The organism is Microbulbifer thermotolerans, from assembly GCF_900112305.1.
Taxonomy (GTDB): Bacteria; Pseudomonadota; Gammaproteobacteria; order Pseudomonadales; family Cellvibrionaceae; genus Microbulbifer; species Microbulbifer thermotolerans.
The window spans coordinates 36,914-59,653 of record NZ_FOKT01000011.1 but is presented as its reverse complement, the minus strand read 5'-3'; the positions used below and the strand labels follow the sequence as shown (position 1 = coordinate 59,653).

At 57.8% G+C, this 22,740-nt stretch carries 15 protein-coding genes; 9 read left to right on the top strand and 6 right to left on the bottom strand.

Annotated elements, in window-relative coordinates; translation table 11 throughout:
- The first annotated feature begins 123 nt into the window (after window positions 1-123).
- The 7 genes from BM155_RS15670 (at window position 124) to BM155_RS15640 (ending at window position 13,406) form a co-directional block, all read left to right on the top strand.
- Complete coding sequence (locus BM155_RS15670) at window positions 124-465, top strand: hypothetical protein (protein WP_067156330.1); 342 nt, start codon at window positions 124-126, stop codon at window positions 463-465.
- 3 nt (window positions 466-468) lie between these two features.
- Entirely contained in the window at window positions 469-2,127 is a 1,659-nt protein-coding gene (locus BM155_RS15665) for a PepSY-associated TM helix domain-containing protein (RefSeq protein WP_067156328.1), read from the top strand.
- Entirely contained in the window at window positions 2,124-3,404 is a 1,281-nt protein-coding gene (fes, locus tag BM155_RS15660) for an enterochelin esterase (protein ID WP_074904164.1), read from the top strand. Before BM155_RS15665 ends, fes begins: the two co-directional genes overlap by 4 nt.
- 32 nt (window positions 3,405-3,436) lie before the next feature.
- Complete coding sequence (locus BM155_RS15655) at window positions 3,437-3,670, top strand: MbtH family protein (RefSeq protein WP_067156322.1); 234 nt, start codon at window positions 3,437-3,439, stop codon at window positions 3,668-3,670.
- Window positions 3,667-11,010, top strand: coding sequence for a non-ribosomal peptide synthetase (locus BM155_RS15650; RefSeq protein ID WP_074904161.1), 7,344 nt, complete (start codon window positions 3,667-3,669; stop codon window positions 11,008-11,010). Before BM155_RS15655 ends, BM155_RS15650 begins: the two co-directional genes overlap by 4 nt.
- A gap of 304 nt (window positions 11,011-11,314) precedes the next feature.
- Entirely contained in the window at window positions 11,315-12,607 is a 1,293-nt protein-coding gene (gene entS / locus BM155_RS15645; RefSeq protein ID WP_074904158.1) for an enterobactin transporter EntS, read from the top strand.
- A gap of 49 nt (window positions 12,608-12,656) precedes the next feature.
- Window positions 12,657-13,406, top strand: coding sequence for a 4'-phosphopantetheinyl transferase family protein (locus BM155_RS15640; protein ID WP_074904155.1), 750 nt, complete (start codon window positions 12,657-12,659; stop codon window positions 13,404-13,406).
- A gap of 40 nt (window positions 13,407-13,446) precedes the next feature.
- Here BM155_RS15640 and BM155_RS15635 read toward each other — a convergent pair whose 3' ends face one another.
- From BM155_RS15635 to BM155_RS15620, 3 genes are all read right to left on the bottom strand, one after another.
- Window positions 13,447-14,478 carry a lipid A deacylase LpxR family protein gene (locus tag BM155_RS15635; protein WP_074904193.1) on the bottom strand — a complete coding sequence of 344 codons (1,032 nt, stop codon included), beginning with the start codon at window positions 14,476-14,478 and terminating at the stop codon, window positions 13,447-13,449.
- 444 nt (window positions 14,479-14,922) lie between these two features.
- The gene (locus BM155_RS15625) at window positions 14,923-15,351 is read right to left on the bottom strand and encodes an organic hydroperoxide resistance protein (protein WP_074904150.1); all 429 of its coding nucleotides are present in this window, start codon (window positions 15,349-15,351) and stop codon (window positions 14,923-14,925) included.
- Window positions 15,352-15,541: 190 nt separating this feature from the next.
- Window positions 15,542-16,003: a MarR family winged helix-turn-helix transcriptional regulator gene (locus BM155_RS15620; protein WP_067156302.1), complete on the bottom strand. Its 462-nt coding sequence runs from the start codon at window positions 16,001-16,003 to the stop codon at window positions 15,542-15,544.
- Window positions 16,004-16,255: 252 nt separating this feature from the next.
- Between BM155_RS15620 and BM155_RS15615 the strand changes: the two genes are divergently transcribed.
- Both BM155_RS15615 and BM155_RS15610 read left to right on the top strand, forming a co-directional pair.
- The gene (locus BM155_RS15615; protein WP_074904148.1) at window positions 16,256-17,938 is read left to right on the top strand and encodes a phytoene desaturase family protein; all 1,683 of its coding nucleotides are present in this window, start codon (window positions 16,256-16,258) and stop codon (window positions 17,936-17,938) included.
- A gap of 116 nt (window positions 17,939-18,054) precedes the next feature.
- Window positions 18,055-18,714, top strand: coding sequence for an RluA family pseudouridine synthase (locus BM155_RS15610; protein ID WP_067156297.1), 660 nt, complete (start codon window positions 18,055-18,057; stop codon window positions 18,712-18,714).
- On the opposite strand, the gene BM155_RS15605 is transcribed toward BM155_RS15610, so the two are convergent.
- The 3 genes from BM155_RS15605 to BM155_RS15595 all read right to left on the bottom strand — a co-directional run bounded on the left by BM155_RS15605 (window position 18,711) and on the right by BM155_RS15595 (window position 22,529).
- The gene (locus BM155_RS15605; protein ID WP_067156294.1) at window positions 18,711-19,271 is read right to left on the bottom strand and encodes an imm11 family protein; all 561 of its coding nucleotides are present in this window, start codon (window positions 19,269-19,271) and stop codon (window positions 18,711-18,713) included. The two genes, BM155_RS15610 and BM155_RS15605, sit on opposite strands and share 4 nt — an antisense overlap.
- A complete protein-coding gene (locus BM155_RS15600; protein ID WP_074904145.1) occupies window positions 19,268-19,882 on the bottom strand; it encodes an AHH domain-containing protein in 615 nt (204 codons plus the stop codon). The genes BM155_RS15605 and BM155_RS15600 overlap by 4 nt, the downstream gene beginning before the upstream one ends.
- A 307-nt stretch (window positions 19,883-20,189) precedes the next feature.
- Window positions 20,190-22,529, bottom strand: a complete 2,340-nt coding sequence (locus tag BM155_RS15595) for a Tex family protein (protein WP_067156288.1) — start codon at window positions 22,527-22,529, stop codon at window positions 20,190-20,192.
- Window positions 22,530-22,740 lie beyond the last annotated feature (211 nt).

Sequence of the window (22,740 nt, the reverse complement as noted above, 5' to 3'; positions counted from 1 at the left end):
CCACGTTGCTGGTTGCCTGCAATGTATATCCGGTCAATACCGCTATTTTCACCTGGTTATCGGGACTAATGCTGTTATGGGGACTTTTGCCTTTTGTGTCACTGCTATGGAAAACCGGAAATCATGACTAACCAAAGCCCAGGGAATGCGATACGCCGGAAAAACCGTGCGTCGACAAAACTTCAACCTGATTGGTGGAGCAAGAGCTTCGCAGGTGCTGTTCTCGGTTTGACGCTGGCGTTGGCGCTGGCGGGGCTGTTTGCGTGGGTTGGTCCCGGCGGTTTGTATGCGCCGGACAAGCGGCAGTTTGTGATGTGGATGATCGCTCCGCTATGGGTGACCGTATTCAGCTTGGTTTATCTCATTCCAACCGGAAAGCGGGCGCTGTTGATTCTTGGCGGGCTTAACCTGCTGGCATTTGGTTTGTTGTTTCTTGTGCGATTTATTTCTGAGGGGAGGGTGTAAAACATGAAAGTTCGCAGTGATATTTTGCGAATTTACCGCAGCCTCCATACCTGGGTCGGTATAACTTCTGGACTTTTATTGCTGGTTGGTTTTTTCGCCGGTGCTTTGACCATGTTCAAACAGCCGATGGACCGCTGGATAAATCCGCCTGAGAAACGCATGCCATGGATTCAGGAGTCTTCTCTAGATCAACTTGTGGCGCAGGTCATGGAGCAGTATCCCAGTGCGCGAAGGGAATTCACGCTTTATCCCATCGAGCGCGAGGATCTGTCCGCTCCTATGGTGTGGACGGAAACCAGTGGTGGAAGAGAGCTCGACCTTTCCGCTGAGCAGCGCATTGCCAGTCTCGACAGCAACGGCAATCTTAAAACCGATATACAAATGCCCTCCCGGTTTGGAGACTTGGTTGATATGTTGCACCGCACTGGCGGAATACCGGGCTTTACGGGTGATGAATACCTGGGTGTCTATATTTTAGGTATTGCCGGCGTGCTCTATTTTCTCGCTCTGATATCCGGTGTCATTTTGTTGTTGCCAACCCTGGTTAAAGATTTTTTTGCACTTCGGTACGGAAAGAATAAAAAACGTTTTTGGCTTGATTCCCATAACGTTGTTGGTATCACCAGCCTGCCTTTTCACATCGTCATCAGCCTTACCGTTATCGTGTTCGCTTTTCATGGAGAATTTTACGAGGCGCTCAAAGAGGTGGTTTACCCGAATCAGGAGCGGGCGCAAGAAATGGGCGAGTCACAGCATCGGAACCCGCAGGACATTCTCCCGCCCTCCCAACTTTTGCAGAAAGTGCGTGCGGAGGCTCCCGGCTTTGACGTCACGGAAATGTTGTATATGCGCCTCGATTCGCCGAGACCACTGGTGCGGATTGCGGTCTATAAGCCGGAAGAGCTCGTCCACGGGCCAGTAACCGGCTACGTTGGCGTCGATCCTTATAGCGGAGAATTCCTCCTAACAGCCATGTTGCCGGGCAAGGCCGAAGGCTGGGGCGCTATCGTTAACTATTTCTTTGCCCTCCACTTTGGCAGTTTTGGCGGAAGCCTGGTGCGCTGGATTTATTTCTTTTTAGGGCTGAGTGGTGCCTTCTTGTTTTATTCCGGTAATCTGCTTTGGATTGAAAGCCGGAGGAAAAAGCTGCGCAAAAACGCAGCGCCGGATACATTGGTCACGCAGCCTAGGAACTTGCAGTGGATGGCCGCAATTACCGTAGGCGCTACCTTTGGCTGTGTAATCGGTGTGTGCCTGGCCATGGTATCCGGTAAGTGGATGCACGCGGTTAGCGATAATATCAATTACACCTATGTAAACATCTACTACATCTGTTTTGCGGTAGCGATTGCATACGCGCTATGGATTGGGGTGGGGCGGGCCACCTGGCACTTGTTGCTTGCTTCTTCACTGAGCTGCGCGCTTATTCCGCTCACTTCCTTCGCTTCATGGTTGATTCCCGGGCTCGGCTTGTGGGCATATACCAGCCTGCCAGTGTTGATGGTGGACCTTACCGCCGCCGCCTTTGCCGTTGTGTTGATGTTTGCTGCCGTGCGCAGCCGACGCCGTGCTTTTTCCGGCAACACAGATAGTGTTTGGTCCGCTTACAAAGACAAGAAAAGCCAGGCGCCGGGGTTGGATCGCAAGGAGTTTCCAATATGACGTCTGTAAAGGAGTCCACACTTCCAGAAGTATTTTTTGCCGATGGAGAACAGCCAGGGAGCGAGGCGTGGTGGCTAGGCATGGCTCACCGGGGGCTGCCTATGGTGATCTCAGAAAGTAACGGCCTGAAACATACTCTGTTTCTATGGCGGGAACGGCCGCAACAAAAGCTCAGAACAGTATATATCGATGTGTATTCACACACCCCGCATCCGGTACGCGAAGCGCCTACACAGATGCAGCGAGTGGGAAACACCGATATCTGGTACTGGCAGACGGCGCTGCCGAAGAACTGGTGTGGAAGTTATTTTTTTATGCCGCTAGAGGAGTCGGATGCTCCGATGCCGACTTCTTCGGGCGAGCGGCGCCGATGGTGGAAAGACATGATAAAACACCGCGCAAGTGCCGATCCCTTCAATCCCATACCGCCGCACAACGGTGCCTGGGTGGAGCCGCTTTCCGGTATCTATCCCGATAACGTGCACTGGCTGCACCTGGAGCCACAGGGTGCATTGCGCAAGATAAGGTGGTCTAGCCCCCGACTGGGAAATACGCGTGACATATGGCTGTACCGTACTGGTGATGATCAATCATCAGAAGCGGAAAACTTACCTTTGGTTATTCTTTTGGACGGCAATTACTGGTCTACCCAGGATCATTTATTCGGCGAGTTGGATATTCGTACCAGGGCCGGCGATCTGCCCGCTGCCCTTTACTTGTTGATCGATAGTGTGGCCCCGGAAACCAGAGATAGAGAATTGCCGTGTAATCCTGAATTTTGGTTAGCGTTGCAGGAGGAGCTTTTACCCGAGGTTTCCGCGCTGGAGCCTGTCACTGATAAAGGGGAATTGACTTTGCTTGCCGGCCAGTCTTACGGCGGTCTTTCCGCTTTGTGGGCCGCGTTGCGCTGGCCACATCGTTTCGGTCTCGCCCTCAGTCAATCGGGCGCTTTCTGGTGGCCTGTGGCGGCGGTGGCGAACAGTTCCCGAGAAAGTGAGCAAGGAAACCGCAGGGAAAAAAGACTTTCCGACTGGGTGCAGAATAGTTTTCGCGGCGATCCGCAAAGCCGTAAGCAGCCGCGTTTTCTGGTGGAAGTCGGGAGTTATGAAGACCTGCTTATAGACGATAACCGGGCGACGCGGGATGTACTGCTTCAGCAAGGTTTCTCTGTTGAATATCGAGAATTTCCAGGCGGTCACGACTGGCTTTGTTGGAGACGATCCCTAGTGGAGGGCATTGTCGCGTTAATTGGAAATACAGCTGTACCCCACCATTGATATTCAGGATATGTGCATTCACGGAGGCCCCGATGAGAGAAGACGAGTATAACAATCCATTCGACAGCGAGGATAAGGATTTCCTGGTGCTTAAGAATGCATACGGGCAATACAGCTTATGGCCAGACTTCATGGCGATACCCACGGGCTGGGAGTCTGTGTATGGGCCGGAAGCTCGCCGGGCCTGCGATGAATTTATCGAAGCGCATTGGCAGGCCATAAATCCTTTTTCTGTCTCCGGTAAACAACCGGAGGCGCAATCATGAGTGAAGTGGAAAATTGGATACCGCTAACTCACGCACAAGAAGGCATCTGGTACGCGGATAAGGTATCGGAAAGCAAGAGCCGCTATGTGATCGCTCACTGCGTGGAATTGACCGGTGAGGTTGATATGGAAGTATTGCGGTCCGCTATCCGCATGGGGCTGAGCGAGGTGGACACGGTATCCGCACACTATTGCAGTGAACAACCGCGGCAGTCGCTGCGGAATTTATCTGCAGACTGTGTGCCAGAAGTGGAATACACGGATTATCTGCATGATCCTCAGGGGTGGGAAAAAGCGTGGAACACAATTTGGCACGCGACGGAAAGCCCCGCGGCCAGTGTTGATCCAGTTAGCGGATATCAAGCATGGATATGCCAGAAATTGTTTCGGGTAAAAAACGGCCGTGGCGAATCCCGGATTCTCTGGTACCAGCGATTTCACCATATTATGCTGGATGGATTCAGCTTCGTTTCGCTTACCCGGCGGATAGCGGCTATCTATACCGCATGGGTTCGCAACGAGGATTTACCGCCTGCAAACCTTACCAGTGTAGAGGCGGTGGTTGCGGAGCAGCGTGCCTATCGAGCGTCCGAAAAATGGGAAAAAAGCCGCATTTTCTGGCAAAAAACACTAAACGCCTGCCCGCGCCCGGCGCCGCTAGCGCCGCCTTTGCAACAGGACTCTGAGCAGAATGTTTTGCGCCACCATTTTTGTCTCGCTGCAGAGACGCTCAAGCGTATGCAGATAGTGGCGGAGTCGAATAACCAAGTGAGTGCGCCGGATCTTGTCCTCGGAATGCTGGCTGCATATTTAAGTCGTGTCAGTGGTCGGAGTCACCAGCTAATCGGCGTGCCTTTTATGGGGCGCATGGGATCGGTAGCGATATCCTCTGCTGCGCCAGTCGTCAATGTGCTGCCAGTACCGGTTCAATTGGGGGGAGAGATGCCCCTTGCTGCCTGTGCGAGGGCATTTAAGCAGGCATTGGCACGGGTTCGCCCATATCAGCGTTACCCGGCGGAGCAGATCCAGCGCGACCGGGGACAACTGGCGGCGGAAAACCCACTCTACGGTCCTGTCATTAACTACAAACCGTTTGATTTCGCGCTCGATTTTGCCGGCACTCCCGGCATTACCCATCAGCTGGCGACGGGGCCGGTGGATGACATTGAAATCGGTTTGTTATTTGCTGCGGATGATACAGGTGAGCAGACAGTTCAGTTCGACTTGCGCGCCAATGGGAGCCGCTATTCAGAACGGGATCTGATTCGTCACGCTGAGCGGATTTCGGCTCTCCTGGAGCGCTGGCTGGCGGCGCCGGAAACGCCGCTTGGGCAAGTGGATGTGCGCGCACCGGGGGAAATTGCTGAAATCGCGCGCTGGTCAAAGGGCCGGCAGATTTATCGGGATGCCAGCCGCAATACCATCGCGGACTGGTTGCACTTTCAGGCGGAAATAAATCCGCGCAGAAGAGCGTTGATTTGGGGCGATGACGCTGCGCAGAAGTCCCTGGATTTTCAGGGGCTGTCGGCTTCGGTGGCACAGCTGAGCCGGCTGTTAATCGACGAAGGTGTGGGCCCCGGCACGGTGGTGGCGCTGGCACTGCCCCGCACAGTTGATGCGGTAGTGTCCATCTTCGCAGTACTCAACAGCGGGGCGGCGTTGTTGCCCATAGACCTGGATTATCCGGCGGAGCGCATCGCGCAGATGTGTGAGGACGCCAGCCCTAGCATTCTCCTCAGCAGGAGCGAGGTTAAATTGTTATGGCCAGCGTCCGTCAGGCGCCTGGACTTGGATAAATTGGACGAGCGCTTGCGGTCATTTTCCAGTGCGCCGCTGCAGGTGGGAGAAAGGTTGGGTGAAATTGGTAACGACGCCATTGCCTATGTGATCTTTACCTCCGGAAGTACCGGGCGTCCCAAAGGTGTGATGAACACCCACGGTGCTTTGCTGAACCTTTTCCAGTCACACCGGGAACAGCTTTTTCTGCCGGTGCTGGAGAAAGTGCAAAAGCAGCATCCGGGGCGTAGTCTGCGCGCCGCTCACACACATTCCTTCTCGTTTGATTCCTCCTGGGTTCAGTTTTTCTGGCTGCTGCTAGGCCAGGAATTACATATTTTTGACGAAGAAGCGCGGCGGGATGCCTGGGGATTGGTGCAGTCCATACAACGGCGTCAAATCGATGCCCTGGATCTACCGCCTTCGCTGTTGGCACAGATGATCGGCAATGGACTTTTCGCCGCCGGCCGCCACCACCCCGCTTATATCGCCATCGGCGGTGAGGCGGCGCCGGAAGCGCTGTGGAGGATACTGCGCGCACAACCGGGGCTCTTTGCGCAAAACCTCTACGGGCCTACGGAATATACCGTCGATGCGCTCGGTGCATCTCTGTCCGCCTGTGAAATACCAGTGATAGGGCGCCCCATTGGCAACACCCGCGTTTATGTACTGGACGCTTTTCTGCAGCCGGTGCCCCAGGGAACCGCGGGCGAGCTGTACCTGAGCGGTGCCGGGTTGGCACTGGGATATCTGGGCCGGGGCGCTCTGACCGCCAGTCGCTTTGTGGCCGACCCCTTCACCGCGGACGGCGGGCGTATGTACCGCACCGGGGATTTGGTGCGGTGGAATTCTGCCGGGCAGCTGGAATTTCTCGGCCGCAGTGATCATCAGGTAAAAGTCCGCGGTCACCGGGTAGAGTTGGGGGAGATCGAAAATGCGCTTTCGATGTTGCCAGCGGTGGAGGCCGCGGCGGTTATTACCCGTCAGGTCAATGGCAGTGCCCGTTTGATTGGCTGTGTGGCTATACCCGGATTGGGAGAGGCGGAAAAGCGTGAGCGGCCAGTGGACCTGCTGGCGCAGCTGCGCCACCGCTTGCCGGATTACATGGTGCCCGCGCAACTGCTGGTACTCGACAGCCTGCCGCAGAATATGAGCGGCAAAATAGACCGCAGAGCACTGGCGGAACTGGCGCAGCAAGCATTACAAGAAGCGCCTGCGCAGGGGACTGAACGCCCCCGCAATGCGCGGGAGGAACTGCTCTGCCAGGCGATGGGCGAAGTGCTTCAACTGTCCGCCGCCGTAGGAGCCGCAGATGATTTTTTTGCCCTCGGCGGTGACTCTATCAGTGCCATCATGCTGTGCACACGGATGCGCGAAAGCGGCTATGGGTTGAAACCCAGCCAGGTATTTGCCCACCGCAGCCCGCGCCAACTCGCCCCTCTTTTGACGGAGACTCACGCTGCTCCTGTAGCTTCCGGGACCTGGTCGCTGCCGCCGGCGCAGCGGGAAGCTCTGCGCGAGCGCCACGGCGAATTTGCCGCGGCAGCGCCGGTGCTGCCGCTGCAGCAGGGAATGCTGTTCCATATTCAGGCCCATACCCGTGCGGTCGCTTCCGCGGGGGACGCCGGGGACAGTTACAACGCCTTTACCCGCCTGCGGATTTGCGGTGCCCTGGATGAAGACAGGTTACGGCGGGCGCTCAATCGCGTACTGGAGCGTTATCCCCAGCTGGGCGGACTGTTTGACAGCGACGGTGGGGACGGTACCGCACCGGTCTTCCTGCTGCCGCAAAAGGGCAGTGTGCACTGGCCCTGGCGCAGCCTGGATCTGAGCGACCTGCCGGAAAAAAAGCGCGCAGATAAAGTCGTACAGCTGGAGCGGGAAATGCTCCAGCGCAATTATCCCACCGACCGTTTCGGCGGCATGCTGGGCGCGGCACTGGTGCGTGTGGGCGTGCGGGAATACCGCTTGTTACTGGTCACCCATCACCTGGTGATCGATGGCTGGTCCACGCCATTGCTGCTGCGGGATCTGTTGACGGCCTATCGGCAAGATCCCCAGCCTCTGCCTGCACAGCGCGTGGATTACCCGCAGGTGGTGCGCGCCCTGGTGGGGCGGGATCTGTCCGCCAGCCGCGACCTGTGGCGACAAGTGCTTACGGATGTGCGGCCCTGCGTCTTGTTTGGCGGAGGACAGAGCGAGCAGGCCCCGGTTTCTGAGGCGGAGTTGCGTCTGCCGGCGGCACTGACTGCCCGTTTGAATAGCGAGATCCGGCGTCGGGGATACACCCTTAACGCAGTGATGCAAGGCGTGTGGGCACAAGTTTTGTCGGGTATCAGCGGTCGCCGGGATCTGGTGTTCGGCACGCCGGTATCCGGCCGCACCGCCGCCATTCCCGGTATAGAGGAACAGGTTGGCCTGTTCCTGAATACACTGCCGATACCGGTTTCCCTGTGCCCGGAGCAAAGCCTCTGGCAACAGTTGCCGGAAATCCAGGCCCGCCACAGCCAGCTACTGGAAAACGACGGCTTGGGGTTGGCGGAAATTCAGCAGCTGTCTGGCGGTGAGCCTTTGTTCGATACGCTGCTGGTTGTGGAAAATTATCCGGACAGTGCTTATCTGGAACAGCAGCTCACCGGTACCGATGGTGAGCCACTGGTTTTCGGAGATATTCACAACCGTGGTTACAGCCACTACCCGCTGGCGCTGCTGGTGATTCCCGGCGAAGCCTTAACGCTGCTGGTGGAGAACCGCGGCGCTGTGGCGGACCCGCGCTGGATCGCAGAACGGGTGGCTGAGGCGCTGCGGGATCTATTGGAGATGCCGGAGCGCCCCCTGTGCCGAGCGCCGCTGTTGTCAAAACCGGAAGCTCAGTTGATCGCTTCAGTAAACGACACGGCGCATTCGCTCGGACAGCAGCAGGCCGCAACACTGCAATCCCTGCTGGCGGCGCAGGCCGCGCGTACACCGGCGGTGCCCGCGCTTTTGGACAGCCGCGATACATTGGACTATCGCCAGCTGCGCGCACAAGTACAGGCCCTGGCACAGGAGATCATCGAGGCCGGCGTAGTGCCCGGTGCTATCGTAGCGGTGGCACTGCCGCGTTCCGTGCGTCTGAGTCTTGCGCTGATGGCGGTCATCGAAGCGGGGGCCGCCTATCTGCCGCTGGATCTCGGTTATCCGGACGAGCGACTCGGATTGATGCTCACCGATGCGGCACCGCAACTGTTAATTACCGACAGCGATCACCGCGCGCGCTTTGCCGCGCTGGCGGATACCAAGCTGCTGGCATTCGACCGGCTCGCGGATAGCGCTGCGCTGCCATCACCCGGCGCCGCGCCACTGCGCCCGGTGACACCGGAACACCCGGCCTATGTGATTTATACCTCTGGTACAACCGGCCGCCCCAAGGGCGTACTGGTCTCCCACCGCGCGATTGTGAACCGCATTCTGTGGATGCAGCACGAATACGCTTTGTGCGCCAGCGATGTGGTACTGCAGAAAACCCCCTGCAGTTTCGATGTGTCCGTATGGGAATTTTTCTGGCCGCTCATTGTGGGCGCGCGGCTGGTGATGGCGGAGCCGGAAGCACATCGGGATCCGCAGCAACTGGTGGAGGCCATCGAGCAATTCGGTGTGACCTGTCTGCACTTCGTGCCCTCAATGCTGGCGCTCTTTACCGAGCACGCAAACACCCAATACCCGCAAGAGCGCAACCTGTGTCCGAGTCTGCGCCTGGTGTTCTGCAGCGGAGAGGCGCTTTCCCAAGTGCAGGTAAACGATTTCTCTACGCGTTTTAACGCCTGTTTGCACAACCTCTACGGGCCCACTGAAGCCGCGGTGGACGTATCCTATTTCCCCGCGTCGAGCGGTGATCTGCGTTGTGCCGGGGACGGCGTGCCCATCGGGCGCCCGGTGTGGAATACCCAACTGCGCATATTGGACGACCGGCTGCGGCAGGTGCCTGTCGGTGCTACCGGCGAGTTGTACATAAGCGGAGTGCAGCTGGCCATGGGCTACCTCGGCCGCGCAGCGCTGACCGCATCCCGTTTTGTGGCCGACCCCTACGCTTCCGAACCGGGAGCGCGCATGTACCGCACCGGAGACCTGGTGCGCTGGCTGCCGGACGGCAATATCGAATATCTCGGCCGCGCCGACGACCAAATCAAAATTCGCGGCCAGCGGGTGGAACTGGGGGAAATCGAAAGCCAGCTGCGCCAGTTGCCCGGCGTGGCCAATGCGGCAGTCTGCGCTATGACACTGGGAGTGGAAAATCCCGCATCGCAGATGGACAGCCGCCAGCTGGTGGCTTACCTGATCGCGGCCGAAGGCGCGGACCTGGATACCCGATCCATCGCCGAAAGTCTCGCCGCCCATCTGCCCGCGCATATGCTGCCGGTGGCCTATGTCACCATGGAGGCTTTTCCCTTAAGCGCCAACGGCAAACTGGACCGGCGCGCTCTGCCGAAACCCGATTGTGTGCGCGCAGAAGGGGGTAGGGCTAACGAGCGGCGGTTGCCGGCGCGGGGGCTGGAGTCGCGTTTGGCGGCAGTCTTTGCGCGGTTATTGCAGCGCGAACAGGTATTCGCAGACGACGACTTTTTTGCTCTCGGCGGCCATTCACTGCTGGCCATGCGCCTGGCGGCTGAAATCCGCCGCGAGATTAAGCGTCCGGTGAGCGTGGGGCAGATTATTACCGCTCCCACCGTCGCTCAGCTGGCCGCGGTACTGAACCGAGCAGGCATGCTGAATGATTTCGGCAGCGAGGGCTTCGATGAAGTGCTGCCCCTGCGCGGCGGCGAGGGCGCGCCGCTGATCTGTTTCTACCCCGGCTCCGGCTTCGCCTGGCAGTACTCGGTGCTCTCCCGTTATCTCAGCGGCGGTCGGCCGATCATCGGTTTGCAATCCCCCCGCCCCAATGGGCTTATCGCCACCAGCGCGGACATGGAAACCCTGATCGAACGGCAGCTGGCGGTACTGCGCCGCATCCAGCCTGCGGGCCCCTATTACTTGCTGGGGTATTCCCTGGGCGGTTCCGTGGCGTATGGCGTGGCGGCGGCGCTGCGAAAAGCCGGCGAGGAGGTGGCCTTTCTGGGGCTGCTGGATACCTACCCGTCGGAAGTGCACGACTGGGATGACCCGGATGGCGCCGAGGCGGCGCTGGGTGCGGAACAGGAGCAGACCCGGCTGTTAAACGAGGCATTTACCGCAGGGGGCGAAGCGCGGGAAGACGAGCTGATGCGGCGGGAGCGGGAAGCCATGCTGGCGCAGATTTTTGCCAACTACCAGGATGCGGTGCGGCTGCTGTCCAGTGCCCAGACGCCGGTTTACGAGGGACGGGTGACGCTGTTTGTCGCCGAGCGATCGCTGCCGGACTACGTGGACCCGGTGGGGGATTGGTCGCCTCTGGTTGGCGAGCTGGATGTCCACCGGCTGCCGGAGCGCGCGCACGATGACATCCTTGCGCCGGAATCACTGGAAACACTGGGGCCCTTGATTGATCGGTTGCTCCTTGCGGCAGATGGGGTTGAGGCCGACGGTGCCGAGCTTTCCGAGACCGCTTAAAGGGAAGAATCTCTAATGGCGGTAAAGAAACTGCGCGGCTAGATAAGAAGCTCAGGTAATGGGGTTGGTATTTCGAAACCGCCGGATACAGGGAGATATCCGGCGTAGTTACAGGGAATTTTTCGTGTATTTTCGCAATGCCGGCCCGATTGCCTGAGCGCCCCGCAATCGGCGATTTTTCAATGTACTTCTGAGCCAGTCGCTTCGAAGCCGAAAAATCATTCCAAACCTGAAACCAGCAACTTTTCGTTTTAATCGCGCCCGGGCGCGGCTTTGCCCGGGAGCCACAACCGATTAAAAAACTATGTCTAAAAAATCCCTTTTTGTGGATTTCAGTATCCTGAAGTCCAACCGTCACTTTCGCCATGTATTTATCGCGCGCACCATCTCTCTGCTCGGGCTCGGTATCCTCTCGGTGGCGATTCCGCTGCAGACATACGAACTGACAGGAGACAGTTTTCATGTGGGCTCGGTAATGGCTGTGGAGGGCGCAGGGTTATTTGTGGGGCTATTGTGGGGCGGTGTTTTGGCGGACCGCTACGACCGCAAAAAACTGATTCTGTTTGCCCGCACTATTTGTGGTGTCGGTTTTCTGGGCATGGCGATCAACGCCTGGCTGCCGCAGCCATCGCTGGCGGTTGTTTACGGATTGGCGCTATGGGATGGCTTTTTCGGTGCCTTGGGTGTGACAGCACTGCTGGCCGCGATGCCGTTTATTGTGGGGCGGGAGCATTTAATCCAGGCGCGCGCGGTGTCTATGGTGAGCATGCGCCTTGCGTCGGTGATTTCTCCGGCCTTGGGCGGCGTGATTATCGCGTTCGGCAATCTCGGCTGGAGTTATATGCTTGCGGCGCTGGGAACCGGGCTGACTTTAATACCTCTGCTCGGCTTGCCCACCATGAAGCCGGATACGGCACAGGACGGTGGCCAGAAGCCGTTGTGGGCACTGGCGGAAGGATTCGCTTTTGTATTTTCCAACCCATTGATTCTCGGCGTGGTGGGGGTCGGTATCTTGGTCACGCTGGCAACAGGCGTGCGGGTACTGTTCCCGGCCCTGAATGCATCGCAGTTTGGTGGAGGTGCCTTCGAACTGGGACTACTGTATTCGGCGGTTCCGGTCGGCGCGGCGCTGGGGGCGCTGCTGAGTGGCTGGGCGTCGCACCTGCGGCAGCCGGGGCTGGTCATGGCGGGAGTGAGCTTGGGGGCCTTTACCTGTCTGATGTTGTTCAGTTTGAGTAACGCCCTGCCAATAGCCTTGTTCATTCTGGCGGTGTTCGGTTATCTGGTTGCCATAGCCGGACTGCTGGAGTACGGCCTGGTTCAGGATGCAACCCCAGACCATTACCTGGGGCGGGTAAACGCTATCTGGACGGCGCAAGATGCCTGTGGGGATTCGGTGGGCACATTGGGGGCGGGGCTATTGGGTAAATGGCTCTCCGCCACCGGTGCTGTGTTCGCTGTCGGCGCGGGCAGTTTTGCCGCCGGGTTGTTGCTGTTGTTGGGGTGCCGCTCTCTGCGCGATGTATCAGGGCGAAGGCAAGGGGAGGAAGCTGCAGTGGAAAAAGAAGGCGCAGAAGGGGATTGCGCCTCCACATAATCGCTGGTGTCTGGTGGTGATTGCAGTGACGAACCCAGGGTTTTCCAGTATGACGGACAGCGCGGCGCCGGCATTCATTTCTGATGTCCACAAGGCGTTCGACGTGGACACACAGATTGTTACTGTGTCGTGCAAATTCGATGTCTCCTTATTTCAGCCGGCGGATTACGCTGTCCTGAACTTGCTTATGCCGGCGTCCATCGCCGCTTCGGTGCGCAAGCGTCAGGCGGAGTTTCTGGCCGGCAGATATGCGGCATCCCTGGCATTGGCCGCCCTCGATATTGATGTTCGGGCCTGCGGGCCGGTCGGCATTGGCCCGCGGCGCAATCCGGTTTGGCCGCAAGGGGTTGTCGCCTCCATTTCCCATGCCGCGGGGCGGGCTGTCTGTGCCGCCAGCCGCCGTGCGCACAATGATTTTCTCGGTGTGGATATAGAGTTGCTCTCACCTGAAATGGATTGTGCGGATGTGCAGCAGGCCGTCATGGGGGAAAGGGAGTTGGCGCTTTTGGTTGATGCCGGTTTGGCGCCGTCTCAGGCCGTGTTCCTGACCTTTTCCGCCAAGGAAAGTTTGTTTAAGGCACTGTACCCAACCGTGGGTGATTATTTCGGGTTTGAGGTGGCCTCGGTGACTGGCTGCAATCCCCGGGCCGGGAGACTCAGCTTGACGCTGGCGGGGTGGTTCGCGGACAAACACCAGCTGCCTGTGCACTATCAGTGCCGCTACTGGCTCGAAGCGGATGGCGGGTCCGCAGCGCGGATAAAAACCTTAATTGCCAGCTGTTATTCCACCACTGCTTGATCTTCCGGAAGCGTAGGCCGCGCTCACGCGCAGACGCGCCCTAAAAATTGCGTTGGATAGTCACGCTGCCCAGCTGCGGCTTTTCCGATTGGCCTGCAAATTCCCGCGTGCGTACAAAGCGGGCAAAGGCGAATTGCCACATGCCGTAACTGCCCGCCACACCCACGCCCAGTTGTGCGACAAAGGGTTCCCGGTCGACACTGTGGCTGTCTTTCCACAGGTTGCCGTCGAGGGTGATGTCATGGGCGATCAGCTGCAAGTCCAAGCTGACGAAGCCGTGTAGTTTCAACCTGCGGGAATAGTCCGCTGATCGCTCCGGCGCCGTGTTCAGGGCCGCGGGCAGCAGTGGCGCGCTGCCGAAGTTGTCCGGCAGCTGGGGGCCGAAGCGCCATTCCACGCCGGTGTTGGCGGAAGTCAGCAGGTTGCCGATGTTGCCGCCGCCGTGCAGGATCAGGTCTGATTTCCAGTTTTCGCGCGGCGCGCGGCGCAGCTGATAGCGGTGCAGCCAATGGGAGTGCAGGCGGAAGACCACCTCATCCGACAGCTGATTGTCCCAGCCGCGGAAGCGGTCTGATCCCAGCAGACTGTGCACTGCTCGCTGCAGCTCCTCCGCCTGTGCGGAAGGGCCGACAATACCCAGCGAGATGCCGGTGGCTCGCATCGTATTGTCATTGCGGCCATTGTAGTTGGCTTCAAAAATCAGCGCCCCGGCATAGGGTCTGTCGTCTTCGATCAGCGCTTCCTCCTCCCAGTCCGTAGGGGTGAATATGCCGTGGCTTACGCTTACCGTCATGTTGTAATCGGTATACCCCTGCGGCTGCAGCCAGCCCGTGACGCGGTTTAGCAGGCGGTAGCTGGATGGCAGGCGTGCATCCTGAAAGCTGTCGACTGTTTGCGACACGAATCCAACCTCGACGCCGTTTGAATAACCCCGGTCCCTGCCGGCAAAAAAATCGTTGTCGATACGCACGGTGATGGCCTGCAGGGATGTATCCGCCGGTTCCGCCTCCGCCGCCGGCGCCGCGCCAGAGAAAGAGACTGCACCTGCGAACAGCAGGCTGCACCAGGTCATACCCATCCGGCGGCGAGACGGCTGATGTGCGGGAAACTCAAGGAAAGAGGACTGCTTACTGCGGCGATACATTGCTTTTTCGGCTACTGCTGCTGTTATTGGGGGGCACAATTTGCCAGCTTGATGCGCAATCATCCGGATGGGGCCGGGTTATCTGCGCACTGAGCGGCTCGCGCTGAAGGCGGATTTTATGATTGGGATAAAGATTTCGGGTATCGGCAGACTGCGCAATAATTGCCGGATTCTGTGGGGCTTTTATTGTGACTGTATTTTATTTTTAAGTCCCTTATTGAGATATCTATTTTGTATGAATTGCGCGAGTTCCGGCGCTGCGTTTGCGATCGGAGCGGGTGCAGAAAGCATTCCTGGCGGGCACCTGGCCCCAGCGGGGCCGGGTGCTATGCGTTGCTGGGCACATTGTGCCCGGGCGGTGCGGCGTCTTGATTAGGTCTCCAAATGCAGGCGTACATCCACATTGCCGCGGGTGGCGTTGGAATACGGGCAGACTTCCTCGTGGGCGCGTTGGATCAGTTTTTCCGCACTCTCCCTCTCCAGCCCCGGTAGGCTGATAAACAGATCGATGTCCAGACCGAAGCCCTTGCCACCATTGATCGGGCCTATGCCGATCTCGGCGCGCACTCGGATATCGTCCGGCAGTTTGACCTTCTCCTGTCCGGCGACGAACTTGATGGCGCCAATAAAGCAGGCGGAGTAACCGGCGGCAAACAGCTGCTCCGGATTGGTGGCATCGCCGCCGGGGCCGCCCAACTCCTTGGGAATGGCGAGTTTGACATCCAGGATGCCGTCGGAGGATTTGGCTTGGCCGTCTCGGCCTCCGGTGGCGGTGGCCACGGCTTTATAAAGTACTTGCATGATGGTGTCCTCGGTTGTTTTGCTGCAAAAGTCTAGGGAACCTCTGGATACTTCGCTTCCCGGTGGTGGTGCATTCGCCAGAGGTGTCTTGCCTTGTGGGCGAAAATAAAGTTATCGCGATAACTGTTATTGCGATAATTAGTTTTATCTATGGCGGTAATAGCCATGGGGGGAGACCGCTGGGTGAGTCTTATTGGTCGCCGGTGTCTGCGGGGGTGTCCAGTGAGCGGCGCAGGGCGTCAATTTGCGCTTTCAGTTGCTGCGCGGATTTGCGGTCCAGGCCGCCGGCGCACAGAACCTGCCGGGGGATAGATTCCGCCTTGCGGCGCAGGCTTTTTCCCTCGGTTGTGAGCTGCAGGTGAACCCGGCGCTCGTCATTGGCGTCGCGCCGGCGTTCGATCAACCCCTGGGCCTCCAGGCGTTTGATGACTGGGCTCAAAGCGCCTTTGTCCTGCCTCAGGCGGTGGCCGAGCTCCGTGGCGGTGATACCGTCTTCTTCCCAGAGCACCAACATCATCAGGTACTGCGGATAGGTAAGCCCCAGTTTCTCCAGCAGGGGCTTGTAGGTCTTGCTCATCGCCAGGGAGGTGGAATAGAGGCTGAAGCAGAGCTGATTGTCGAGTTTCAGGTCTTCGATGTTGGATTTTGCCATGGGCTCGCTCAATAACAGGCTGGCGAATGTGCGCAGTTTAACGCAACAGTGAAGCTGGGTTTATCGCGGCTTGCCAACTCCTTGCCTGAGTGAATGAACCAGAGGCGCCCGGGATTCCGTCAAACGTCACTCGAAGCGGCGCCGGCTTGTCGGAGTGAACACAGAGCTGCATATGCAACTAGTTGCATATAGGGGCGTTCGAGGCTAAGGTTGCGTTACAACAATAATTAATCACCTATTGAGAGGCTCGATATGGCGGAAGCAACCGCGAGCGCGCGCAAGGCGCCCCAACCCAGCCGGCTCCGAATTGGGCGGCGCTACAGACCCGGCCGCCTGCAAGGGCCTTACGATGCCGTTGTGATCGGCTCGGGAATGGGCGGTCTCACCACGGCGGCCCTGTTGAGTGCGGCGGGCAAGAAAGTACTGGTGCTGGAGCAGCACTACACTGCCGGCGGTTTCACTCACGCCTACGACCGCAACGGCTATGAGTGGGATGTGGGGGTGCACTATATCGGCGATGTGGGCCATCACCCGACGGTAACGAAAAAACTGTTCGACTTTCTCACTGCCGGGAATTTGCACTGGGCGCCGATGGATAACTGCTATGACCGCATTTGTATCGGCGACGAGCAGTTCGACCTGTGTGCGGGGCGGGAGCAATTCGCCGCCGAAATCCTGAAACATTTCCCCGGGGAAGAGAAAACCATCGAGGCCTATCTGCAGCGGGTATCCGTGGCGGGCAGGGCCATGCGCCTGTTGGCGATGGAGAAACTGCTGCCGCAGTGGTGCGGTCCGCTGCTGGCACTGTGGAAGAAATTCACCTGGCCGGATTACCTGAACAAAACCACTTACGAGGCCCTGCGCGAGCTGACCGACAACGAAAAGTTGATCGCCGTGCTCACCGGACAGTGGGGCGACAACGGTATGACGCCGCAGACCGGCAGCTTTATCATGCACGCCCTTATCGCCAGGCACTATCTCTACGGCGGTTACTATCCCGTGGGCGGTGCCAGCAAGATCGCGGAGACGATCATCCCGCAGATCCAAAAAGGCGGCGGCGAGGTGTTCACCTATGCGAAGGTGGAAACCATTCTGCTCGACGGAAAGCGCGTGCGCGGTGTGCGCATGGCGGACGGCACGGAGATAGCGGCCCCGCTGGTGATCTCCGCTGCGGGCGTATTTAATACTTTCGAGCGCCTGCTGCCACGCAGCGCCAGCGAGCAGGCCGGTTACTGCCGCGATCTGCGGCGCGTGCGGCCCTCCATGGCCCACCTCTGCCTCTATATCGGCCTGCGCAAAACCGCCGCCGAGCTGGGGCTGCCGAAGACCAACTACTGGCTCTACCCCGGAACGGATTACGAAGGTGCGGTGCGCGAATTCACCGCTGACAGCGAGGCGGAAATACCACTGGTATACATCTCCTTTCCATCCGCCAAGGACCCGAGTTTCAACCAGCGCTATCCAGGCCGCGCCACCATAGAAATTGTCGCGCCGGCCAAATACGAGTGGTTCCAGCAGTGGCACGATAAGCCCTGGGGTAAGCGCGGAGAAGACTATGAAGCACTGAAGGAAAAATTCAGCCAGCGGTTGCTGGAGCACCTGTACAAACACTTCCCACAACTGCGCGGGCAGATCGATTACTGCGAGCTATCCACACCCCTGTCCACCGATTATTTCTGCTGTTATTCCCGCGGCGAAATCTATGGTCTCGAACACGACCCGGCGCGCTTCAAGGAATCTTGGCTGCGGCCGCAAACCCGAATCAAAGGGTTGTATCTGACAGGGCAGGATATTTTGATCTGCGGTGTTACCGGGGCCATGATCGGCGGCGTGGTCACAGCCCAGAGTGTGCTCGGCTGGCGCAGGGGCCTGGGCATAATGCGGCGTATAATGGCGGCACCGCGCGAGCGTGTCCGCGAACTGCCGGCGGACTAGGGAGGCTCTGAATCCTCCGCTTCTCGGTACAGACTCCTGGGGGTCGATATTGACCACAAGGCTCGCGCAAATGACACAGAGACCGCCCCCCATTGTCAGATAGCGGGAGAGAGAAATTGCGCGCATACCGCCCGCCCGCCGAGCCCTTCCTCAGCGTGGTGTACGAGGACGAAGCACTTCTGGTGCTGGACAAACCCAGCGGCCTGCTCAGCGTGCCCGGGCGCGACCCGGCGCACCGCGACAGCCTGGCTTCTCGCGCCCAGGCGCGTTATCCGGGGGCGCTGACTGTGCACCGGCTGGATATGGACACCTCTGGGCTGGTGGTGATGGCGCGGAATCCGCAGGCGCATCGCAAGCTCAGCGCGCAGTTTCAAAACCGTCAGGTGGAGAAGGTCTACTGTGCGAAGGTGTGGGGAGAGCTGGCGGACAATTCCGGTGAAATCGATTTGCCCCTGATCTGCGACTGGCCCAACCGGCCCCGGCAGAAGGTGGATTTCGAACTGGGCAAGCCATCTTTGACCCGCTGGGAAAAAATCTCCGCATGTGCCGGTTTCAGCCTAGTGTGCCTGCGCCCGGTAACCGGGCGCTCCCATCAGCTGCGGGTGCATCTGCAGGCCATAGACCATCCGATTCTCGGCGATCCCTTCTACGCCCACCCGCAGGCCCGGACCGCCGCACCGCGACTGTTGCTGCATGCGACGGAGCTGGCATTTACCCATCCGGAGAGCGGGGAGCAGCTGCGGTTTAGCAGTGCGCCGGAAACGCAGTTTTTTTAAAAAATTGATGCGAGGTCCATGGAAAACCTTAATCCTTTTAGGTTGGAGGACTCTATTAACGCTTTAAACCTTTCCGTACAGTAGATATTTTTATAACCACTGAACTCGGTTTTGAATATCAATATGTCTTTTAGCCGATCTTCCAGAAATTTCAGATTATGTACATCAATGAACCCGCCTTCCTCCACTGTGCGCTTGCTATTTTCAAGATCTACGGTATCCATGCCCGTTTTTTGTGTAACGTGTAAAACCCAATAAGGTATTCCCTCACACGTTGCAGGTAAAAGCTCTCCATAGGGTTCAATTTCATGACCAATTTTATTGACAGCTAATTCGTTGAGGATTAAGTCATCAGTAAACCAACAGGTGATGTCTGGGGGATTGGTAACATTCTTTTTGTCGCTTTCGTCTGTGAAGACAATTTCTGGGGGGCGCCAGATTTCAGACCAGCAATCTCTGTCCAGTGCAAAATAATCTCCCATCTTAGCTTTTATTTCGTCTAGGGATATATCGCCTACCAGGTAATTTTCTCGATCAAATCCAAGTCTATATATCATTGTGGAAACCTCGCGCCGCTGGGAAGGCCAGCTCCTTTTTTCAGCATGACATATTCGGGGATATTTCCTTCTTGTAGATATTTGGCTATTAATTGCAGGTTTTTTCTGAATATTTGACTGCTTCTTATTCCTCTAAGCCGGGAGAATAACCAGAAAAAGTAATTGAATCTATGGATTCTGCTGTGTGGTATAGCAGCAGGGAACGCGGGGTGAGGCGTTGCAGCTGTGTTTTCCGGAAGCCAGCATACATTGTCAGGATCATCAATACGTATTTTAAGTGCGGCCATAATGATTCTTAGCTGAGCTGCGTATTTGTGATTTCCAGAAATTATGGCATGTGCATGGCAACGCGGTGGTCGAGGCTTTCCAATCTCTTCAAGGTGACGTGCGAGTCGAGTTGAGTTATGTTTCTCGTTGCGTAATTGCTCTTCGCTCATTTCGCTTGCTTGCAGACGATAGGTGTCAATACCTATTTGAATTTGAGCTGCTACGCTAACTCGGTTCAAATCGCTTTGAGTGAGCTCACCTCCTTTGTTCTTCAGTACGTCATCGATTACACGCTCCAATAGGTTTTTCTCGTGATACTGTTTTTCTTCTTCATATATCGACATGGCAACAACTCCTTGTCTCACAGATCCTTGATATGCAAGTATAGAATTATAAATAGTCGAAGATTAAGTGCCTAGATTAAAGTTCATTGCTTTGCTTTATTCGTGAGAGTGCTACGGATGGTTTCTGTCTCTCTACTAATAAAATTTATTTAAAAATTCGGGTGGCTGCCGGTGTTTGGCGATTTCGAGATGGTAGTCTTGTTATCTAAGACTTTCGTTTGGCTTCGTGTTATCTTTACGTCTCGGGTCTAGATTAATCAGGGGCCTTATAAATAAAAGGGCGATCGGCTGATCGCCCTTTTTACTTTTATTTTTTGTTTTTCATCGCCGCCATCAGCAGGTCGCCCATACTGCCGCGCCCGCCGCCCTGTTGCTGGCGGTTTCTGTTGTTGTGGCGCTGGGCCTGGCGGCTTTCGCGGTGGTCGCCTTTTTTGACGCCGCCGCTGCCCTGTTCGCCCGGCTCATCGGAAAGGCGCATGGACAGTCCGATACGCTTGCGCGCTACGTCCACTTCCATCACTTTCACTTTGACGATATCGCCGGCCTTGACCACTTCGTGGGGGTCCTTGACGAATTTCTCCGACAGGGCGGAGATATGCACCAAGCCGTCCTGGTGAACGCCGATATCCACAAAGGCGCCGAAGTTGGTAACGTTGGTGACGGTGCCTTCGAGCACCATGCCCGGGCGCAGGTCTTTGATTTCTTCGACGCCCTCTTCAAATTTCGCCGTGCGGAATTCCGGGCGCGGGTCGCGGCCGGGTTTTTCCAGTTCGGCGATGATGTCGGTGACCGTCGGCAGGCCGAACTTTTCATCGGTGTAGTCCGCCGGGTTCAGGCTGCGCAGGAAGGCGGTGTCACCGATGATGCTGTTGATTTCGCGGCCGTTTTTCTCCGCGATGCGGCGCACCACGATATAGGCCTCGGGGTGGACGCCGGACTTATCCAGCGGGTTTTCGCCACTGTTGATACGCAGGAAGCCGGCGGCTTGCTCGAAGGCCTTGGGCCCGAGGCGCGGTACTTCCATCAGTTGTTCGCGGTTTTTGAAGGCACCGTTCTGGTCGCGGTAGGTCACGATGTTGTTGGCGATGGACTGGCTCAGACCCGACACTCGCGCCAGCAGCGGCGCAGAGGCGGAGTTCAGTTCCACGCCGACGCCGTTCACACAGTCTTCCACCACCGCGTCTAGGGAGCGGGCCAGCATGGTCTGGCTGACATCGTGCTGGTATTGGCCCACACCGATGGATTTAGGTTCGATTTTCACCAGCTCCGCCAGCGGGTCCTGCAGGCGGCGGGCGATGGAGATGGCACCGCGGATGGTGACGTCCAGATCCGGGAACTCTCGCGCGGCGAATTCGGATGCGGAGTAAACGGAGGCCCCGGCCTCGTTCACCATCACCTTCTGCACTTTGAGCTTGTACTGTTTGATGGTATCGCCGACGAATTTGTCCGTCTCGCGGCTGGCGGTGCCGTTGCCGATGGCGATCAGGCCCACGTTGTATTTTTCACACAGGGCGGCGATCACCGCGGCGGACTCCTGTACGCGGTTTTGCGGCGGGTTGGGGAAAATCGCCGTGTGGTCCAGCAGTTTGCCGGTGGCGTCCACCACCGCCACTTTGACACCGGTGCGCAGGCCCGGGTCCAGGCCGATGGTGGCCTTCTGGCCCGCCGGGGCCGCCAGCAGCAGGTCCTTGAGGTTGCGGGAGAATACTTTGATGGCTTCTTCTTCTGCGCGCTCGCGCAGCTCGCCGAGCAGGTCTGTTTCCAGGGCGGTAAGCAGTTTGATGCGCCAGGTCCAGCGCACCACCTCGCCCAGCCATTTATCCGCCGGGCGCCCCTGGTCGGAAATTTCGAAGTGCTTGGCAATCATCGCCTCGCAGGGGTGGGCCTGTGTCGGTGCGCGCTCCTCGTCGCCTTCGAGTCCGATACTGATGGCCAGTATGCCCTCGTTGCGGCCGCGGAATATCGCCAGGGCGCGGTGGGACGGGACCTTGGCCCAGTCTTCGCTGTACTCGAAATAGTCGCGGAATTTGGCGCCTTCTTCTTCTTTGCCGTCGAGTACCTTGGATTTCACCTGGCCGTCGCGTTTGAGGAAGTCGCGCAGCTTGCCGAGCAGTTCGGCATTTTCAGCGAAGCGTTCCATCAGGATGAACTTGGCTCCGTCGAGTGCGGCTTTGATGTCCTTGACGTGCAGCGCGCTGTCTTCGTGCTCGGTGTTGAGATACTTCTGCGCTTCTTCTTCGGGGTTCAGGGATGGGTCGGCGAAGAGTGCGTCTGCCAGCGGCTCGAGGCCGGCTTCAATGGCGATCTGGCCCTTGGTACGGCGTTTGGGCTTATAGGGCAGGTAGAGGTCTTCGAGGCGGTTCTTGGTATCGGCGGCTTCGATTTGTTGTGCCAGTTCCGGGGTCAGTTTGCCCTGCTCTTCTATGCTCTTGAGGATGGTTGCGCGGCGCTCTTCCAGTTCGCGCAAGTAGCGCAGCCGTTCTTCCAAGGTGCGCAGCTGGGTGTCGTCCAGCCCGCCGGTAACTTCTTTCCGGTAGCGGGAGATAAAGGGCACTGTGGCCCCTTCGTCCAACAGTGCCACCGCGGCGGCCACTTGTTGCGAGCGTACGTTGAGTTCTTCAGCTATTCGGGCGTTGATATCCAGCATCTTCGTTTTACATCCGTATGACGGGATTGTTTCTTCACAGAGGCGGCCTGCGGCCATCCCTGAGGGGCCAATTGGGTGGGGCATTATGCGTGACCTGGGCGCGGTGAGAAAGGTTTGCGGCAAAGCGCAGTGCTTTGCGGTGACCTGCATCCGAAGTGGCATCTTTCGTCGTCGAACTCCAGTAGAATTCACCGCTAGTTAATTTTTGAAC

Coding starts and splice junctions, on each gene's coding strand:
- BM155_RS15655 (WP_067156322.1), top strand. CDS start 3,437: ATGAGAGAAGACGAGTATAACAATCCATTCGACAGCGAGGATAAGGAT.
- BM155_RS15650 (WP_074904161.1), top strand. CDS start 3,667: ATGAGTGAAGTGGAAAATTGGATACCGCTAACTCACGCACAAGAAGGC.
- BM155_RS15620 (WP_067156302.1), bottom strand. CDS start 16,003: ATGGCAAAATCCAACATCGAAGACCTGAAACTCGACAATCAGCTCTGC.
- BM155_RS15600 (WP_074904145.1), bottom strand. CDS start 19,882: ATGTCGATATATGAAGAAGAAAAACAGTATCACGAGAAAAACCTATTG.
- BM155_RS15605 (WP_067156294.1), bottom strand. CDS start 19,271: ATGATATATAGACTTGGATTTGATCGAGAAAATTACCTGGTAGGCGAT.
- BM155_RS15665 (WP_067156328.1), top strand. CDS start 469: ATGAAAGTTCGCAGTGATATTTTGCGAATTTACCGCAGCCTCCATACC.
- BM155_RS15625 (WP_074904150.1), bottom strand. CDS start 15,351: ATGCAAGTACTTTATAAAGCCGTGGCCACCGCCACCGGAGGCCGAGAC.
- BM155_RS15640 (WP_074904155.1), top strand. CDS start 12,657: ATGACGGACAGCGCGGCGCCGGCATTCATTTCTGATGTCCACAAGGCG.
- BM155_RS15595 (WP_067156288.1), bottom strand. CDS start 22,529: ATGCTGGATATCAACGCCCGAATAGCTGAAGAACTCAACGTACGCTCG.
- BM155_RS15615 (WP_074904148.1), top strand. CDS start 16,256: ATGGCGGAAGCAACCGCGAGCGCGCGCAAGGCGCCCCAACCCAGCCGG.
- BM155_RS15670 (WP_067156330.1), top strand. CDS start 124: ATGACTAACCAAAGCCCAGGGAATGCGATACGCCGGAAAAACCGTGCG.
- entS (WP_074904158.1), top strand. CDS start 11,315: ATGTCTAAAAAATCCCTTTTTGTGGATTTCAGTATCCTGAAGTCCAAC.
- fes (WP_074904164.1), top strand. CDS start 2,124: ATGACGTCTGTAAAGGAGTCCACACTTCCAGAAGTATTTTTTGCCGAT.
- BM155_RS15635 (WP_074904193.1), bottom strand. CDS start 14,478: ATGACCTGGTGCAGCCTGCTGTTCGCAGGTGCAGTCTCTTTCTCTGGC.